The sequence below is a fragment of the Gemmobacter aquarius genome, assembly GCF_003060865.1.
GTDB lineage: Bacteria > Pseudomonadota > Alphaproteobacteria > Rhodobacterales > Rhodobacteraceae > Paragemmobacter > Paragemmobacter aquarius.
The window spans coordinates 1-16,704 of the sequence record NZ_CP028918.1 but is presented as its reverse complement, the minus strand read 5'-3'; the positions used below and the strand labels follow the sequence as shown (position 1 = coordinate 16,704).

Here is a 16,704-nt window from a genome sequence, read left to right as displayed (position 1 = left end):
AAGGCAATCTTCGCGCCCCTACCGACATCTCGATCCCTAAAAAATTCCCTAACCCGCCGCGCAGCGCGTCTGCATCCCCTGTGCATCGCTGGTGCATCAGGCGCCTAACGAACTTACCGCCACTTTCCGTCAGCAGTCAGGCCGTCAACCGCCCTTCGGCGAACCCCGAAATCCGCGCCATCACAACCTGCCCCTCCGGCTGATCGGCCCCGAAAACCACCTCGGTGAACTGCTCGGTCCGCCCCATCCTCGGCCCTTCGGTCAGCACGCGGTGCAGCACCCCCTGCTGCGCCGCCAGATGCCGCGCCAGCGCCGCATCGCCCGCCGCCCGCAGCCGCGCCGCACGGCCCTTGACCACCGGCCCCCGCACCTGTGGCATCCGCGCGGCAGGCGTTCCCTTGCGGGGCGAAAAAGGGAAGACATGCAGGAACGTCAGGCCGCAATCGTCAACCAGCTTGATCGACTGCGCGAACATCTCCTCGGTCTCGGTCGGGAATCCGGCAATGATATCAGCGCCAAAGACCATATCGGGCCGCAGTTTCCGCGCATCTTCGCAGAACCGGATCGCATCATCCCGCAAATGCCGCCGCTTCATGCGTTTCAGGATCATGTCATCCCCCGCCTGCAAAGACAGGTGCAGATGCGGCATCAGACGCGGCTCGGTGGCAATCGCCCCCATAAGCGCGTCATCCGCCTCGATGCTGTCGATGGAACTGATCCGCAGCCGCTGCAAATCCGGCACAAGCCGCAGGATCCGCATCACCAGATCGCCCAGACGGGGCTGCGCGGGCAGGTCCGCACCCCAACTGGTCAGATCGACCCCCGTCAGCACGACTTCCAGAAAACCCTTGTCCACCAGACGCTTGATCTGTTCGACCACCACCCCCGCAGGCACCGAACGGGAATTTCCCCGACCAAAAGGAATGATGCAAAACGTGCAGCGATGGTCGCATCCGTTCTGCACCTGAACATAGGCCCGATGCCGCCCGAACCCGTCGATCAGATGCCCCGCAGTTTCACGAACCGACATGATATCATCGACTTGCACCCGTTCGGTCACGCCGATCAGGTCCGGCGCCTTCATCGCGGCCCAAGTCGCGGCCTGCATCTTTTCGGTATTCCCGATGACGCGGCCCACCTCGGGCATCGCCGCAAACGTCTCCGGTTCGGTCTGCGCCGCGCATCCGGTCACGATGATCGTGGCCCCCGGATTCTCGCGTGAAAGCCGCCGGATTTCCTGCTTGGCCTTCCTCACCGCCTCGGCTGTCACCGCGCAAGTGTTTACCACGACAGCGTTTTCCACCCCCGCAGCGGCGGAAAGCTCTTTCATCGCCTCGGTCTCATAGGCGTTCAACCGGCAGCCCAAAGTGGCGAAAACAGGCGCGTTCATGGGTGGGCCGCCAGAAATTCGGCGGTCAGAACCCCGTCGAACACATGCGCCACGGGGCCGGTCATCCAGACCCCATCCTCGCGCCAGTCGATCTCCAGCGTCCCGCCGTCGGCGTCGATCAGCACCCGCCGCCCCGTCAGGCCGCGCAGGTGGGCCGCCACGGCCGTTGCACAAGACCCCGACCCGCAGGCCAGCGTGATGCCCGCCCCCCGCTCCCACACCCGCAGGCGCAGGCGGTCGGGGGCGATGACGCTGGCGAATTCCACATTCGTGCGCTGCGGGAAAAGCGGGTCATGTTCAAGCGCAGGGCCAACCCCTGACAGATCGACGGCTTCCGCATCGGGCACGAAGAAAATGCAATGCGGATTGCCCATCCCGACCGCCACCGGATCGCCCGCCATCGGCAGGTGCAGCGTGTCGACCGCCGATGCCAAAGGCACCTCGGCCCAGCCGGTCTGCGGCTGGCCCATATTGACCGAAACCAGCCCGTCGGCCCGCCGCAAGGCCTGCAATTCACCCCGCGCCGTAACGAGCGTCACCGCATCCTTGCCCAAACCCCGCATCACGTAATCCGACACGCAGCGCGTGGCGTTCCCGCAAGCCCCCGCCCTGCTGCCATCGCTGTTCCAGAAGTCGAGCGTGAAATCCGCCCCCGTCGCATCGAGAATCTCGGCCAGCTGGTCAAACCCCACGCCACGGTTCCGATCACCCAGCGCCCGCGCCAAAGCAGGAGTCGTGACCGAACCGCGCCCGCGCGAGTCGATCACTACGAAGTCATTGCCAAGCCCATGCATTTTCATGAAAGCCTGGCCGGAAGGGCGCATCTTCTGGGTCATGCGGGCCGATATACGCCCCACGCTCCGATTTTGCCAGAGGGCCATGATTTTGGCCTTGACCCCCCCGCCCCGCCCCCTTAATCAGCGCCGCGTGGGGCCGGTAGCTCAGTTGGTAGAGCAGCTGACTTTTAATCAGCGGGTCACAGGTTCGAATCCTGTCCGGCTCACCACTTTTACAAAACGGCGCCATGCATTTGTTGCATGGCGCCGTTTGGTTTTTGGGTCGCCCTTCACAAAGCCATGCGGCCATGCCGCATGCGGTCGGCGATAAAGGCCCAGACGCCGCGCAGTTGCGAGGTGGTGACAGATCCCCAAGACAGGCCGAGGTCGTCGTCAAAATGCGGGCCGCCGATGCGCTCTTTGGCTGTCGAGCGGATGGTCCAGGCCAGATGCCGGGCGAGCCACGGATGGTCGCGCAGATGCTTGGCAAGGATCGCGCCATTGGCAAAGGCATAGGTCCGGTTCAGGCGGTCCACCTCGTCAAAGGTGCGGCGCCCGTGGCAGTGCCATACTGCCATGTCGGGCACATAATGCAGTGGCACCCCGGCGGCATGGGCACGGATCAGGTAATCGGTGTCTTCGCCGGCATGAAACCGCGCGCCCGGTCCGAAGCGCGGGTCGAAACCGCCGATCAGGGCGGCGGTCGCTTTCGGCAGGAAAAAGTTGCATCCCTGCACAAAGCCGCCGGGGTGGATGCCGGTGTGGAAGGTCTGCGCTTGGGGATGGTCCTTGATGGTAAAGGGCAGATCGGAAGGATCGCCCAGCATGACGCGACCCCCGATTATATAATGCCTTTGCCCCTCGGCCTCCATGCGGCCAACATGGCGCTTCAGATCGTCGAGATAGCCGGACTGAAGCATACAATCATCGTCGATATACACCACGAATTCGCCCTGCGCCGCGTCGCAGGCCAGATTGCGCGCTTCGGACAGGCAGCCCTTGGCAAGGCGGAACGTCCGGCACAGGCCAGGCGCTGCCTCGTCAAGTTCGGCGTCCGGCAGGGACAGGCTTTTCTGACTGCCGTTCTCGACCAGAATGATCTCGGCCTCGCCCGGCGCCGGGCCGACCGTCGCCGCGATCGACCGCAGGCAGGCAAGCGTCTTGGCGGGGCGGTCTCGGGTGCAGACGATAAAGCTGAAGCGCGGGCCAGAGTGCAGGGCAGAGGGGCCGGTGGAAATGTTCAACGATCTTATTCCTTTGAGACGAACGCCTTGGGCGACCAAATTCTTCGGTATTCAATCGGAAAGGGTCCAAGCGGTTCCACGGGCGTGCCGAAAGAATCGGTCGCATGCGCCCGCAGGTTGCAGGGAAAGGGCGGCTGCGGCTTGCCAAAGCGGATCGCTGATGCCTTGATGCCGCAACGAAAGGCAGGGGCGGGCATGGGGCTTATCTTTGGCGCGGGCGCTGCGGTCATGGCGCTGTGGATGGTGCTGCGCCTGCTGCCAAAGGCGGTCGGGCTGACGGTCTGGCTTGGCACCACCGGCTTTACCGCCGCCACGGCGGCAATCGTGCTTTATATGCTGCTCGGGGAGCCGCGGTGATGGCAAAAGCCAGTCTGTTCGAAAGCGAGCAAAGCTACCGCGCCGCGCTTCCTACGATGGTGCTGGTTTTTCTGGCGTCGCAAATGCCCGATGCACGCGTGATGATCTCGAACGGGGCGGGGCTGACGACCGATGACGCCATGCGTCTGGTCGAGGTGCGCGACCTGCTGGCCGGTCAGGCGTGGTACGACCTGTTCCAGCACCGCGTCTTGCCGCCCGAGGGGCTTTCGATGCACTGGTCGCGCTATATCGACGCGCCGATGGCGCTGATGATGGGGGCGCTGCAGCCATTTTTCGGGTTGGATATGGCCGGGCGGATCATCGCGATCCTGTGGCCGCTCATGCTGGGTGTCGTGTTCATTCTGGCCACCGCCGCGCTGACCAAACGGCTGTACGGGCGGCAGGCTGCGTTTTTGTCGCTTCTGGTCATTCCGTCCTATGAATTGCTGGCAGGGTCGGGTTTCGGGGTCGGGTCGACCGATCACCACGCCGTCCAGATCATCCTGATGCTTGGTCTGTTTGCGATGACCGTACTGCCGGATCGCCCGATGCTGCGCGGCGTGGCTGGCGGGGTGCTGGCGGCTTTGTCGCTGGCGGTCGGGCTCGAGATGATATTGTTCATCGGTCTTGCCGGGGTGCTTATGGTGCTGGCCTTTGTGCTGGGCCGTGGCGGTTCGGACCGCCGGCTGACCGGGTTTTCCGCCGCTCTGGCGCTGACCACGCCGCTGCTTATGGCGGGGCAGCTTGACCCTTCGCTTTGGGTCGTGCCGGTCTGCGATGCCATATCGCCGCCCCTGCTGGCGCTGACCACGGCGGCCTTTGTGGCGAGCGCGGTGCTGGTTCTGGCCGGACGTTTCGTGCAAACCCCCATGGCCCGCGCAGGTGTGACACTGGCCGTCGGCGCAGTGGCTGGCGTCATTCTGCTGCCCGCCATCCAGCCCTGCCTTGCCGGTCCCTATACCGCCATGTCGGCCGAGATCCAGCAAAGCGTGCTGTCGCGGATACAAGAAATCAAGCCTGCCAGCTTTTACTTTGCCACCGACGGGGGGCGCGTCATTTCGCTGCTTTTGCCGATCTATGCCGTTACCTTGCTGTTTGCCTTGACGGTGCTGGCCGGGCGGGGGCGCGGGGTCGTGCTGCTGGCGTTTCTTGCCATGGGGGCTGTGCTGTCCTTCTGGCAGTTCCGCATGTTGACCATGGGCCTGCCTGTGGTGGCCGTTGCCTTTGGCGCGGGTGCTGCATGGGCGATGTCGCAGCGGGCGGCATGGGCGCGGCTGGGCGGCGTCGCGGTCATCCTGTGCGTGCTGCTGTCGCGCCCGCTTGCGATCGGCTATCTCAAGCTGAACAGGGAAGGTCCGGGCCAAGCGCAGGGCAAGGCTGCCATGAGCGAGCAGTGCAACGATCTTGACCAGATGGCGGTGCTGAATTCGGTGCCGACGGGAATTGTCTTTAACCCGATCAACCTCGGGCCAATCATCCTTTTGGGCAGTCCCCATTCGGTGACATCGGCCCCCTATCACCGCAGCGCCGATGCCTTCGTGAACGGCACGCTGCCGTTCGAGGGCAACGAGGCCGGATTGCGCGCGGCGGTCGACCGGACGCGGGCAGACTATGTCCTGCTGTGCAAGGGCGATACCTATGGCGCTGCAGACAGCATCGGCACGGCATTGGCAAAGGGCGAGCCGCGTTCGTGGCTGACCGACGTTCCGCTGAATGGGTCGAACCTGCTTTTGCTTAAGGTCGCGCGATGAAGGCGGTTTCGTTCAACATCCAATACGGCTTTGGCAGCGACGGGCGCTATGATCTCTCGCGCATCCTGCCTGCAATCGCGGATGCCGACCTGATCTGCCTGCAAGAGGTGGAACGCAACTGGACGCGCAGTGGCATGGATGACCAGCCCGCGCTGATCGCCGCGATGCTGCCCGGTCACCATTGGGTCTATGGCCCCGCCTTCGACATGGACGCATCAAAGGTGGTGGCAGGCCGCGTGCTGCACCGGCGGCGGCAATTCGGAACGATGATCCTGTCGCGACTGCCACTGGTCTGGTCGCGGCTTTGGCCCCTGCCCAAGCGACGGATGCTCGACCCCCTGAACACGCAGAACGCGGCGCTCGAGGCGATGGTGGTAGCGCCCTCTGGCCCCCTGCGGATCATGTCGCTGCATCTGGCGCATGTCGGCGTGGCCGAGCGGCTGGAACAGATCGATTTCCTGCTGCACCGCCACGCCCTTGCCGCAGCCGAAGGTGGCCCGTGGAGCGGCACCGACGACGAACCCGCCCGCAACTGGACCGAAGGCCAGCCCGAACCCGCCAACCCCGCGAGGGCGCTTTGGATGGGCGATTTCAACTCGGAACCCCACAGCGCCGAATACAGGCGGATCACCGGCGAAGCGCCCTATCACCCCGGCGCGCGCTACGCCGATGGTTTTGTCGATGCGGTCGCGGCGGTTGGTGCAGGCAAGCTGCACACCCATGAAAAGGTGATCGCGGGCGAAACGCGGCTGCGCCAGCTTGACCATTGCTTCGTGACGCCCGACCTTGCACCGCTCGTGCGGTCAGTGTCGGTCGATACCGGCTGCATCGCGTCGGACCATTTCCCGCTGACCGTCGAGATTGCGCTTTAAACGCTGCGAATCGTGTCGCCGGGTTGCAGAATGGGGAACAGTTCGATCACCTCGCCGCCGATGGTGCCTTCGTGCTTGCCAGCGATGATCTCGGCGGCACGGCGGCCGATTTCCAGACGGCAAGCGTCCATCGTGGCAAGGCGACGCGGCAATCCGTCGAGCAATTCGACCCCGTTAAAGCCTGCAAGCCCGATCTTGCCGGGAACGTCGATGCCCTGCGCCAGACAGTAAAGCAGACCGCCAGCGCCGATCATGTCGTTGGAGAAATACAGAAAATCGATGTCGGGCGAGCGTTTCAGAACCGTTTCCGTCATCTCGCGCCCTTTCAGCAGCGCCGATCCGCCCGAATAGAATTCGCGGTCTGCCAGTTCCAGACCGGCCTTGGCCAAAGCCTCCTCGAACCCCTGCAACCGTTTCCGCGCGCGGTGGTCATGCGGCATCATCGTGCCGAGGAAAGCGATGCGCCGGTATCCCGCCGCGATGATCGCTTCGGCCATCTGCCGCCCAGCGCGGCGGTGCGAGATGCCCACGGCGCTATCGACCGCGTCACCGTCGATATCCATGATCTCGACGATGGGAATCCCCGCCTGCGCCAGCATGGCCCGCGCGGCTTCGGTATGTTCCAGACCTGCGACGATCATCCCCGAGGGCCGCCACGACAGCATTTCATAGATCACCGTCTCTTCGCGTTCGGGCGAATAGTTCGTGACCCCCACGACGGGTTGCAGCCCCGTATCCTCTAGCGTGTCGGAAATGCCGGCCAGAACCTCGGGGAAGACCATGTTCGACAGCGAGGGGATGATGACCCCGACCAGATTGACCCGCTGCGACGCCAAGGCCCCTGCGATCTTGTTGGGCACATAGCCAAGGCTGCGCGCCGCTTCCAGAACCCGTTCGCGCGTGGCGACCGACACATCACCGCGATTTCGCAAGACGCGGCTTACCGTCATCTCGCTGACCCCCGACGCTTCCGACACATCCCGCAAAGTCAGGGTGCGTTTGGGGTCAAGGCTGGGCGGTCTGGTCACGGGCAAGATCCTGCTGCAAGCGTGTCTGTCCTTGTTAGCGCCAAACTTGGCCCTTGTCCAAGCCTGCCCGATACGCTAATGTTACCGCTAACAGCATGGGTTTTCCCATGCTGACGGTATCCTGCGCGTCCTGCAAGCTCTCAACCCAGACGCAACGGACCATAGGGGGAGTGGTGGGCCAAATTCACTCCCCCACTCTTCCCTTTGCACAGCAGACAGTTGCAAGACCCGCGATTTCGCCGCAATAAGGGCGCATGGCCTCGTAGCTCAACGGATAGAGCGTCCCCCTCCTAAGGGGAAGGTTGCAGGTTCAAGTCCTGCCGGGGTCACCAATCCTGTCGGAAAAGACCGGGTTGCGGGCGCAAGCCGCGTTGCGCTGGTCGCTTGCGTGCGGCCAAATAGGCCTGCGATAGGAGGCTGGAATGGCAAGCGTGATCGACGAGATCGGCGGTGAGCCGGTGGTGCGTGCGCTGGTGGAACGGTTTTACGACATCATCGAAACGGCCCCCCAAGGGGCGCGGATCCTCGACCTGCATTTTCAGGGTCACGGGTTGGCGCATGTGCGGCCCGAGCAGTTTGCTTTCCTGTGCGGCTTCTTCGGCGGTCGCAGACATTACGCCGAACAGCACGGCCATATGAACCTGCGCGAGATTCACGCCCATGTGCCCATCACGGCCAGCCACGCCGAAGAATGGCTAACCTGCATGGCCTGCGCCTTGGACGACACCGGCATAACCGGACCCGCCCGCGAAAGGATCAACGCGGCGTTCCACCGCGCCGCCTATGTGCTAGTGAATATTTAAGCTTTAAAGAATTGCCCACGGACCGCCGATAGGAACAGGGTCTAATTCTGTTCTTCGAACTCATAATCGGGTTGGCAATCGGGCGCCTCAGGCTTGTTCGCACATTTCTCTAGTAGGAGGAGGTATTTGGGAAGAAAGCTGTCCTTGTATCCAGACGAGGAACGCACGCGTTCTATCTGTCTCAAGGCAACCTCCTTTTCTCCGCGTGTCACTCGGGCAAAAGCAAAAACTGCGCGAATAAAGGCCTGCTGATCCGGCTCTGTCGTTTCGATGTAGCGCTTCCCTTCCTTGAACGCGGCATCGAAAAACGTGTCGTCTTTGTAGGTGCTTGCTGAATCATACCAAAAGCCATTCAAAAGCAGCTCGAATTTTAATTTGTGATTTTCCAGGGCTAATTCGTTCTCGATGATGTAAGCGAGATAGAACCGGGAACTTCCAGCTCCCGTCAGATATGCATCCGTCTTTGAGAATGCTTGAATGCGCTCGACTTCTTTTTCCGAAAACTGTCGATACATGGGAAACTTATATATAGGGCATTGCGGCACTTGATCCACAAAATCGCAAGACGTGATCGGCTTTAGCGACATGCTACGTTGAAAGTATGTGCAACCGGTCGTCCCTACGTAGTTGACCGTTTCATTTCCGATCGGACAGCTGAGGGTTTCTACAATCGCTTCGCCTGCACGCGCAGGTTGGCTGGATGACGCAACAAAAACAGCGAGGGCCAGAACTCGTACACCAAACAGCATCCTACCTCCTAAGTATCCAGATTCTCCACATTCAGCGCGTTCTGCTGGATGAACTCGCGCCGCGGTTCGACAACGTCGCCCATCAGCTTGGTGAAGATGTCGTCGGCTTCGGCCATATCGTCGATCTTGACCTGCAACAGCGTGCGGGCGTTCGGGTCGAGCGTGGTTTCCCAAAGCTGTTCGGGGTTCATCTCGCCCAAGCCTTTGTAGCGTTGCAGCGACAGGCCCTTTTCACCCTCGGCCAGAATCGATTTCAGCAGGTCGATCGGGCCATGCACCAGTTGCTCGCGGTCTTTGCGGACCAATCGCGCCTGATTGCGGTAGATGTCGCGGTGTTCCATCGAGGTGGACGACAAACGCCGCGCCTCGCCTGACCGCAGAACCGCGCCGTCGAGCGTGCGAAGCTCTTCGACGCCGCGCAGCACGCGGGCCAGACGGATGCCGTGATCCTGGGTGATCCGGCCCCCCAACCCTTTTCATATTCCGCCGCGATCAGGTTCAGCCGCTTGGCCACCGTATCGGCCACGGCTTGCAGGTCGGCATCGGCCTGCCCCGCATCGAAGGCCCCTGCAAGGGCCGCCTGTTCCAGAATCCCGCGCGGATAGTTGGTCGGAAAGGCATCGAGCACGCGGCGGAACTGCCGCGCCCCTTCGATCACGCGGCGCAGGTCTGCGCCCGCCAGTTCCTCGCCACTACCAAGCCGCAGCACGGCGCCCTCGACTCCCATGTCGATCAGGTAATCTTCCAGACCGGCCTGATCCTTGATGTAAACCTCGGACTTGCCACGGGCGACTTTGTAAAGCGGCGGCTGGGCGATATAGAGGAACCCGCCCTCGATCAGCGCGGGCATCTGGCGGAAGAAGAACGTCAGAATCAGCGTGCGGATATGCGCGCCGTCAACGTCGGCATCAGTCATGATGACGATCTTGTGGTAGCGCAGCTTCTTGATGTCGAATTCGTCGCGCCCGATTCCGGTGCCCAGCGCGGTGATCAGCGTGCCGATTTCCTGACTGCCAAGCATGCGGTCGAACCGCGCCCGTTCCACGTTCAGGATCTTGCCCTTGAGCGGCAGAACCGCCTGATTGGCACGGCTGCGCCCCTGCTTGGCCGAGCCGCCAGCCGAGTCACCCTCGACCAGAAACAGTTCCGATTTCGCGGGATCGCGTTCCTGACAATCGGCCAGCTTGCCGGGAAGCGAGGCCACATCCAGTGCCGTTTTCCTGCGCGTCAGGTCACGCGCCTTGCGCGCCGCTTCACGGGCAAGCGCCGCCTCGATGATCTTGCCGACGATGATCTTGGCATTGGCGGGGTTCTCTTCGAACCATTCCGCCAGCTTTTCGTTCACAAGGTTCTCGACCGCCGGACGCACCTCGGAAGATACAAGCTTGTCCTTGGTCTGGCTGGAAAACTTGGGGTCCGGCACCTTGACCGACAGCACACAGGTCAGCCCTTCGCGGGCATCATCACCCGTGAAATCGACCTTTTCCTTTTTGGCGATGCCCGAGGTCTGCGCGTAATTGTTGATCGTGCGCGTCAGCGCGCCGCGAAAGCCCGCCATATGCGTGCCGCCATCGCGCTGCGGGATGTTGTTGGTAAAGGGCAGCACGTTTTCATGGTAGCTGTCGTTCCACCACATCGCGACCTCGACCCCGATACCGCCGCGTTCGCCGACCATATAGATCGGCTCGGCCATGATCGACGTCTTGGAGCGGTCGAGATATTTCACGTATTCCCGCACGCCACCGTCATAGAACAGCTCGGTATGCAGCGGCTCGGCGGGGCGTTCATCTTCGACGATGATCCGCACGCCGGAATTGAGGAATGCCAGCTCGCGCAAGCGGTTTTCCAGCGTCTTGAACTGGTAATCGAGATTGCTGAACGTCCCCTCGGGGATATTGCTCTTGGCCGAAGCCAGAAACCGCACCTGCGTTCCGCGCATGCCGGGGGCGGGGCCGACCTCGTGCACATGCACCACGCAATCGCCATGCTCGAACCGCGCGCGATATTCGGTATCGTTTCGCCAGACCGTCAGTTCCAGCCATTCCGACAGCGCATTCACCACCGACACGCCCACGCCGTGCAGACCGCCCGACACCTTGTAGGCGTTGCCGCCTTCGTCGGTGTTGTTGAACTTACCGCCCGCGTGAAGCTGGGTCATGATGACCTCGGCCGCCGAAACACCCTCTTCCTGATGGATGTCGACCGGAATCCCGCGCCCGTTGTCGCGCACCGAAACCGAACTGTCGGCATGGATCTTCACTGTCACGGCGGTTGCGTGTCCAGCCAGCGCCTCGTCGATGCCGTTATCGACGACCTCGTATACCATGTGGTGCAGACCCGACCCGTCGTCGGTGTCGCCGATATACATGCCGGGCCGCTTGCGAACAGCCTCTAACCCCTTGAGAACCTTGATCGAATCTGCGCCGTATTCGGCATTGTTCTTCGCGGCTTCAGCCATGCGTCCGGGACCCCTGAATTTGTCTGGGGTTTATACTTGGGTTAGCGGGGAATGTCACGCTTACCCCACAATATATTGAATCAAACGAAGGGAATAACCAGCCCGACAACGATCAGCAGCGCACCCGATCCGATGTTCAGTTTCCGCAGGTTTTCAGGGCTGGACAAAAGCCGCCGCGCCCGGTCGAGAAACAGCGCAAGGCTCAGGTTTCCGGCCATCGGCACCAGCGCGGAAATCGAAATGATCGCCAGCGTATCGGGCCATGTAAGCGTCCCGAGGTCGAAGAACCCCGGCAGCGCGCCCATGTAGAACAGCATCGCCTTTGGGTTGCCGAAGACCACGGCCATGCCGACGGTAAACCCCGCCCAAGCCCCCGGACGGGTCAGCTTGCTATCGGCGGAAAGCGTGGCGGCGGGCTTGCGGATCAGCATCACGCCCATGAACAGGAACACCGCCGCCGCGACCCAGCGCAGCATCAACAGGAAATCACCGTAAACGCTTTCGATCCACGTCAGCCCCAGCACGGCGGCCAAGGGCCAGATCAGATCACCCAGTGCCACGCCCACAGCAAGCGGCCAAGCGGCGGAGAACCCGCCCGACAGGCTGCGGGCGGTCAAGGCCACCCAGACCGGACCGGGCACCGCCCAAAGCGCCGCCATGCCGCCCGCGTAAAGCAGCAGTTGGTAAAACGATACGGTCATTTCGGCTCTGGCAAGGTAAGGGATCCGTCGTCGGCCAAGGGCCAGAACGGGTTCATCGCCACCTCCCATACATGGCCGTCAGGGTCGGCCCAATAACCGGAATAGCCACCCCAGAACACCTTTTCGGGGCGCTTCAAAGCAGTCGCCCCTGCCGCCAGCGCCGCAGCATAGGCGGCATCAACTTCGGCCTCGGTGGCGAAGTTCTGCGCCAGCGTCACGGCGCCCGTGCCCAGCGCCGCCCCTGCCCTGCCCTGATCCTTGGCCAGATCGGCGCGCCCGAACAGCGCCAGCGCCTGACCGTGCATCTGGAAAAAGGCGATGCCCGGTTGGCTTTCGGCATGTTCGCGCCAGCCAAGCCGCGCGTAAAAGGCCCGTGCCGCGGTCAGGTCATCGACCCCCAGCGTAATCAACGTCACGCATTGCCGGTTCATGCGGTCACCTCTGCCTTAGCCAATCGGGTCACTCACGGAAATATACTGCGCCCTGTTCCCCAATGTGTCGAACAGCGACGCTTCGGTGCCGGTCATCACCGCCTGTGCATTCAATGTGCATAGCTCGTCATATAGCGCGGCACGTCGCGCAGGGTCCAGATGCGCCGCGACCTCGTCCAGCAGCAACACCGGCGCGGCCCCGATATCCTGCGCCAGCGCCCGCGCGTTCGACAGGATCAGGCTGATCAACAGCGCCTTCTGCTCACCCGTCGAACACTGCGCCGCAGGCACGCCCTTGGCCACGTAAACCGCCGACAGATCCGCCCGGTGCGGCCCCGTCAGCGTGCGCCCCGCCGCCATGTCACGCCGCCGCCCTTCAGCCAGTGCTGCGGCCAGATCGTCCGGCTCGCCTTCGCCCTCTGGCCCTGCAAGTGCCAGGTCTGCAAAGGGAAATGCTGTCTCGGCCCCGTTTTGCGCCACGCTGATTCGCTGCAAGGCCGCCCTGCGGTTCGCGGTCACTTGCGCCCCGCTCGCCGCCATCTGGGCCTCCAGCGCCCCGTACCAATGCGCGTCCGACACCATGTCCTTCAGCAACCTGTTCCGGTCGCGCATCGCCTTTTCGTAAGCCAGCACCGCCTCGGCATGGTCGGGAAGAAAGCTCAGCACCATCCGGTCGAGAAACCGCCGCCGCCCCTCGGCCGCCTCGATCCACAGCCGGTCCATCGCGGGCACCAGCCACAGCACGCGCAAGATGCGGCCCAGCGCCACCTGCGTCGCGGCCTTGCCGTCGATCCGCACCACCCGTGCCTCGGCGCCTTCGGCAAAGGTCTCTACCTCGTGGAACCCGCCGATGCCCTGCACCTCGGCCCTGATCTTCCAGCCGAGCGATTCAGGCCGCCGGCCGAGTTCATCCGCCCCGGCCCGCCGCAACCCGCGACCGGGCGACAGCAGCGACACCGCCTCCAGAATGTTGGTCTTGCCCGCCCCGTTCGCACCCGAAATCGCCACGGGCCGACCGTCCCATTCGAACCGCCCCGCCAGATGGCTGCGGAAATGGGATAGCGCAAGCGTGGTTACCGCCTGACCCAACGCCCCTCGCTTTCACACTCGCCTAAATATCCCACGGGGGTGCGGGGGTGTGAAACCCCCGCTCCGACACGTCAAACGCGCATCGGCATGACGACATAGACCGCGCTCAGGTCATTGCCTTCACGCATCAGGGTCGGATCGCCCGATGAATTGAACAGGAACACCGCGTTCTCGCGGTCGACTTGCGACGCGATTTCCAGCAGGTATTTCGCGTTGAACCCTATTTCCAGCCGCTCGTCGCCGTAAGCAACGGCCAGTTCTTCTTCAGCCGCGCCGCTGTCGGGCGCGTTGACCGACAGCACCAGACGATCTTCGTCCAAGGACAGCTTCACCGCGCGCGAGCGTTCCGACGACACGGTTGCCACACGGTCGACCGCTTTGGCAAATTCCGAGGCGTCCACTTCCAGACGCCGCGTGTTTCCGGTCGGGATGACACGGGTGTAATCGGGGAAGGTGCCGTCGATCACCTTGGAGGTCAGCGTGATCGCGGGCGTTGCAAAGCGGACCTTGGTTTCCGACACCGACACGGCAATCGTCGCATCGTCATCGTCGAGCAGTTTACGCAACTCGCCCACGGTTTTGCGTGGCACGATCACGCCTGGCATCGCCTGCGCGCCATCGGGCAAGGGAGCGTCGATCCGTGCAAGGCGGTGCCCGTCGGTCGCCACGCAGCGCAGCACCGGCCCGCTTTCGGCGGTCGAGGTGTGCATATAGACGCCGTTCAGGTAATAGCGTGTCTCTTCGGTCGAGATGGCAAATTTCGCCTTGTCGAACAGCCGCCGCAACACGGGCGCGGGGGCCGAGAAATTCGTGGAATACTCCGAACTCGCCATCACCGGAAAATCTTCTTTCGGCAGCGTGGCAAGGCTGAATGTCGAGCGGCCGGCCGTGATCGTCAGCCGCCCCGTCGCGCCGTCTTCGGTCAGGTTGACCAGCGACCCGTCAGGCAGTTTACGCACGATTTCGTGCAGCATCACCGCTGAAACCGTGGTCGCCCCGCCGCGTTCCACCATGGCAGGAGCGCGGTCGACCACTTCGATATCAAGATCGGTCGCCCGCAGGCTGACCTGGTTTCCATCAGCTTCGATCAGCACGTTGGCAAGGATCGGGATGGTATTGCGACGTTCGACCACCGACTGCGCCTGTGCCAGCGCCTTAAGCAAAGTGCCGCGTTCGATCGAAAATTTCATCGTCCGTTCCCATCCATTCCTGCCCCGCCGCGCCTGCTGGCACGCCCCGCCGGCACGCCCCCGTCGGGGAAAAATAAATTAGCCGCTTTGCGGCCTTGCACAAGCCATTTGGCACGAAATCGCGCAGCGGCACGCCGAAAAAGACACACCCCGCACTATTCGCACGGCGTTGCGATCCGCAGATCATAGGTCGCCTTGCCAACCATGCCCTCGGGCAAGGGCTGCGCTGTCAGCGCGACGACCAGATCGCAGTCTTGCGTCCGCACCGTCCATTCGTCCGCGCCGTCCTTTGTCGTGCCGGTATTGGTGATCGCCCCTACGGGCGCCTGACGCAGGGCATCGGCCACGGCCTCGCTGCCAAGTATCGTCGCGATCTTTTCGGCACTGTCGTAAAACCCCGAAAGCGCCGCAGTGGCGGGCGAGGCTGCCAGCATCACCAGCCCCGCAACAATCATACGCATCCCACTCGTTCCCTTTAACCTTCAGCCCTGAAGCTGGCGCCGCAGCATCTGCAAATCATCCGACATCTGGCTGTCGGTCGCCATCAACTCTTCGATCTTGCGGACGCCATGCATGATCGTGGTGTGGTCGCGCCCGCCGAACCGCCGCCCGATTTCGGGCAAGGACCGCGGGGTCAGCTGCTTGGCCAGATACATCGCAATCTGGCGGGGCCGCGCGATGTTACGAACCCGCTTCGGCCCGATCATGTCGGACAGGCGGATGTTGTAATGCTCGGCCACTTTGCGCTGGATTTCCTCGATCGTGAGCTTGCGGTCGCTGGCGCGCAAGATGTCGGCCAGACAGTCCTGCGCCAGTTCCAGCGAAATCTCGCGCCCGACAAGGCTGGCAAAGGCGAAAAGCCGCGTAAGCGCGCCTTCCAGTACGCGCACGTTGGTGGTGATGCGATGCGCGAGGAATTCCAGCACGCCATCGGCAATGACCAACCCTTTGTATTGGGCGCGGTAAAGCTCGACCTTCTGTTGCAGGATGCCCAGACGCAGTTCGTAATCGGTCGGGTGCAGGTCAACCACAAGCCCGCATTGCAGGCGCGATTTGATCCGGTCTTCCAGATCCTTGATCTCTCCGGGCGCGCGGTCGGCGGAAATGACGATCTGCTTGTTCTGGTCGACCAGCGCGTTGAAGGTGTGGAAGAATTCTTCCTGTGTCGAATCCTTGCCGGCGATGAACTGCACGTCATCGACCATCAGCACATCGACCGAACGGAAGATTTCCTTGAAATCCATCACCTGCCGTTCGCGCAAGGCTTGCACGAAGCGATACATGAACTGTTCGGCCGACAGGTAAAGCACGCGCAGATGCGGCTGGCGGGTCTGCAATTCATGCGCGATCGCGTGCATCAGGTGGGTCTTACCCAAGCCCACGCCGCCATAAAGGAACAGCGGGTTGAAGCTGACAGGCCCGCCTTCGGCCACGCGGCGGGCGGCGGCATGGGCCAGCTCGTTCGGCTTGCCCACGACGAAACTGTCAAAGGTGAAGCGCTGATCAAGCGGTGCGCCCGGCAACTCCTCGGAGTCGGCGCGCGATTTGGCGGCGGCACGCGGCGCGGGCTTGGGCGCCTGCACCGGCTGTGCGGGTTTCTCGGCCGGACGCGGGATGCGCGACGACTGACCCACCGCGAATTCGACGCGATCGACCGCAAAGCCCGATGTGTTCATATGCGACAGGATGTGATCGGCAAAATTGCGCGACACCCAGTCACCGAAAAACGATGTCGGCACTTCGAACCGCGCCACGCCACCGTTCAGATCGCGCAAGGCGAGCGGTTCGATCCATGTGACATAGTTATTGCGACCGACCCTTTTGACCAGTTCTTCACGAACCAATCCCCACGTTTCGTTTGGCAT

Annotated in this window: 15 protein-coding genes, 2 tRNA genes and 1 pseudogene; 6 read left to right on the top strand and 12 right to left on the bottom strand. The window is 62.7% G+C overall.

The window, feature by feature from the left end:
• Positions 1-136: 136 nt before the first annotated feature.
• A complete protein-coding gene (gene mtaB / locus HYN69_RS00090) occupies positions 137-1,390 on the bottom strand; it encodes a tRNA (N(6)-L-threonylcarbamoyladenosine(37)-C(2))-methylthiotransferase MtaB (protein WP_108433953.1) in 1,254 nt (417 codons plus the stop codon).
• Positions 1,387-2,226 carry a diaminopimelate epimerase gene (gene dapF / locus HYN69_RS00085; protein WP_108433952.1) on the bottom strand — a complete coding sequence of 280 codons (840 nt, stop codon included), beginning with the start codon at positions 2,224-2,226 and terminating at the stop codon, positions 1,387-1,389. Before dapF ends, mtaB begins: the two co-directional genes overlap by 4 nt.
• 94 nt (positions 2,227-2,320) lie before the next feature.
• Between dapF and HYN69_RS00080 the strand changes: the two genes are divergently transcribed.
• A tRNA-Lys gene (locus HYN69_RS00080) sits at positions 2,321-2,396 on the top strand.
• A gap of 60 nt (positions 2,397-2,456) precedes the next feature.
• Here the strand turns inward: HYN69_RS00080 and HYN69_RS00075 are convergent.
• Positions 2,457-3,410, bottom strand: coding sequence for a glycosyltransferase family 2 protein (locus HYN69_RS00075; protein WP_159082310.1), 954 nt, complete (start codon positions 3,408-3,410; stop codon positions 2,457-2,459).
• 168 nt (positions 3,411-3,578) lie between these two features.
• Here HYN69_RS00075 and HYN69_RS20410 point away from each other — a divergent pair, with 168 nt between their 5' ends.
• The 3 genes from HYN69_RS20410 to HYN69_RS00060 are packed head-to-tail and all read left to right on the top strand — an operon-like array spanning position 3,579 to position 6,390.
• Positions 3,579-3,767, top strand: coding sequence for a hypothetical protein (locus HYN69_RS20410; RefSeq protein ID WP_216824626.1), 189 nt, complete (start codon positions 3,579-3,581; stop codon positions 3,765-3,767).
• A complete protein-coding gene (locus tag HYN69_RS00065; protein ID WP_108433949.1) occupies positions 3,767-5,518 on the top strand; it encodes a hypothetical protein in 1,752 nt (583 codons plus the stop codon). The genes HYN69_RS20410 and HYN69_RS00065 overlap by 1 nt, the downstream gene beginning before the upstream one ends.
• Complete coding sequence (locus HYN69_RS00060) at positions 5,515-6,390, top strand: endonuclease/exonuclease/phosphatase family protein (RefSeq protein ID WP_108433948.1); 876 nt, start codon at positions 5,515-5,517, stop codon at positions 6,388-6,390. Before HYN69_RS00065 ends, HYN69_RS00060 begins: the two co-directional genes overlap by 4 nt.
• Here HYN69_RS00060 and HYN69_RS00055 read toward each other — a convergent pair.
• Complete coding sequence (locus tag HYN69_RS00055) at positions 6,387-7,340, bottom strand: LacI family DNA-binding transcriptional regulator (RefSeq protein WP_230426576.1); 954 nt, start codon at positions 7,338-7,340, stop codon at positions 6,387-6,389. The two genes, HYN69_RS00060 and HYN69_RS00055, sit on opposite strands and share 4 nt — an antisense overlap.
• Positions 7,341-7,674: 334 nt before the next feature.
• On the opposite strand from HYN69_RS00055, the gene HYN69_RS00050 reads away from it, so the two are divergent.
• A tRNA-Arg gene (locus tag HYN69_RS00050) sits at positions 7,675-7,750 on the top strand.
• A gap of 90 nt (positions 7,751-7,840) precedes the next feature.
• Positions 7,841-8,221 carry a group II truncated hemoglobin gene (locus HYN69_RS00045; protein WP_108433947.1) on the top strand — a complete coding sequence of 127 codons (381 nt, stop codon included), beginning with the start codon at positions 7,841-7,843 and terminating at the stop codon, positions 8,219-8,221.
• Positions 8,222-8,262: 41 nt separating this feature from the next.
• Here the strand turns inward: HYN69_RS00045 and HYN69_RS00040 are convergent, their stop codons facing one another.
• The 8 genes and pseudogenes from HYN69_RS00040 to dnaA form a co-directional block, all read right to left on the bottom strand.
• Positions 8,263-8,970, bottom strand: coding sequence for a hypothetical protein (locus HYN69_RS00040; RefSeq protein ID WP_159082308.1), 708 nt, complete (start codon positions 8,968-8,970; stop codon positions 8,263-8,265).
• Positions 8,971-8,978: 8 nt separating this feature from the next.
• Positions 8,979-11,428, bottom strand: a pseudogene (gene gyrB / locus HYN69_RS00035) (DNA topoisomerase (ATP-hydrolyzing) subunit B).
• An 80-nt stretch (positions 11,429-11,508) separates the two neighbouring features.
• Positions 11,509-12,129: a LysE family translocator gene (locus tag HYN69_RS00030; RefSeq protein WP_108433945.1), complete on the bottom strand. Its 621-nt coding sequence runs from the start codon at positions 12,127-12,129 to the stop codon at positions 11,509-11,511.
• Positions 12,126-12,560 carry a VOC family protein gene (locus tag HYN69_RS00025; RefSeq protein WP_108433944.1) on the bottom strand — a complete coding sequence of 145 codons (435 nt, stop codon included), beginning with the start codon at positions 12,558-12,560 and terminating at the stop codon, positions 12,126-12,128. The genes HYN69_RS00030 and HYN69_RS00025 overlap by 4 nt, the downstream gene beginning before the upstream one ends.
• Before the next feature lie 15 nt (positions 12,561-12,575).
• On the bottom strand, positions 12,576-13,649 hold the full coding sequence (gene recF / locus HYN69_RS00020; RefSeq protein ID WP_108433943.1) for a DNA replication/repair protein RecF: 1,074 nt from the start codon (positions 13,647-13,649) through the stop codon (positions 12,576-12,578).
• 71 nt (positions 13,650-13,720) lie between these two features.
• On the bottom strand, positions 13,721-14,839 hold the full coding sequence (gene dnaN / locus HYN69_RS00015) for a DNA polymerase III subunit beta (RefSeq protein ID WP_108433942.1): 1,119 nt from the start codon (positions 14,837-14,839) through the stop codon (positions 13,721-13,723).
• A gap of 155 nt (positions 14,840-14,994) precedes the next feature.
• Entirely contained in the window at positions 14,995-15,300 is a 306-nt protein-coding gene (locus HYN69_RS00010; protein ID WP_108433941.1) for a hypothetical protein, read from the bottom strand.
• A 21-nt stretch (positions 15,301-15,321) separates the two neighbouring features.
• On the bottom strand, positions 15,322-16,704 hold the full coding sequence (dnaA, locus tag HYN69_RS00005) for a chromosomal replication initiator protein DnaA (protein ID WP_108433940.1): 1,383 nt from the start codon (positions 16,702-16,704) through the stop codon (positions 15,322-15,324).

What these genes read in the sequence shown, in the direction of transcription:
- HYN69_RS00065 (WP_108433949.1), top strand. Translation starts at nt 3,767, where the DNA reads ATGGCAAAAGCCAGTCTGTTCGAAAGCGAGCAAAGCTACCGCGCCGCG.
- HYN69_RS00060 (WP_108433948.1), top strand. Translation starts at nt 5,515, where the DNA reads ATGAAGGCGGTTTCGTTCAACATCCAATACGGCTTTGGCAGCGACGGG.
- HYN69_RS00030 (WP_108433945.1), bottom strand. Translation starts at nt 12,129, where the DNA reads ATGACCGTATCGTTTTACCAACTGCTGCTTTACGCGGGCGGCATGGCG.
- HYN69_RS00055 (WP_230426576.1), bottom strand. Translation starts at nt 7,340, where the DNA reads ATGACGGTAAGCCGCGTCTTGCGAAATCGCGGTGATGTGTCGGTCGCC.
- HYN69_RS20410 (WP_216824626.1), top strand. Translation starts at nt 3,579, where the DNA reads ATGCCGCAACGAAAGGCAGGGGCGGGCATGGGGCTTATCTTTGGCGCG.
- HYN69_RS00045 (WP_108433947.1), top strand. Translation starts at nt 7,841, where the DNA reads ATGGCAAGCGTGATCGACGAGATCGGCGGTGAGCCGGTGGTGCGTGCG.
- dnaA (WP_108433940.1), bottom strand. Translation starts at nt 16,704, where the DNA reads ATGCCAAACGAAACGTGGGGATTGGTTCGTGAAGAACTGGTCAAAAGG.
- HYN69_RS00040 (WP_159082308.1), bottom strand. Translation starts at nt 8,970, where the DNA reads ATGCTGTTTGGTGTACGAGTTCTGGCCCTCGCTGTTTTTGTTGCGTCA.
- dapF (WP_108433952.1), bottom strand. Translation starts at nt 2,226, where the DNA reads ATGACCCAGAAGATGCGCCCTTCCGGCCAGGCTTTCATGAAAATGCAT.
- HYN69_RS00025 (WP_108433944.1), bottom strand. Translation starts at nt 12,560, where the DNA reads ATGAACCGGCAATGCGTGACGTTGATTACGCTGGGGGTCGATGACCTG.
- mtaB (WP_108433953.1), bottom strand. Translation starts at nt 1,390, where the DNA reads ATGAACGCGCCTGTTTTCGCCACTTTGGGCTGCCGGTTGAACGCCTAT.
- dnaN (WP_108433942.1), bottom strand. Translation starts at nt 14,839, where the DNA reads ATGAAATTTTCGATCGAACGCGGCACTTTGCTTAAGGCGCTGGCACAG.
- HYN69_RS00010 (WP_108433941.1), bottom strand. Translation starts at nt 15,300, where the DNA reads ATGCGTATGATTGTTGCGGGGCTGGTGATGCTGGCAGCCTCGCCCGCC.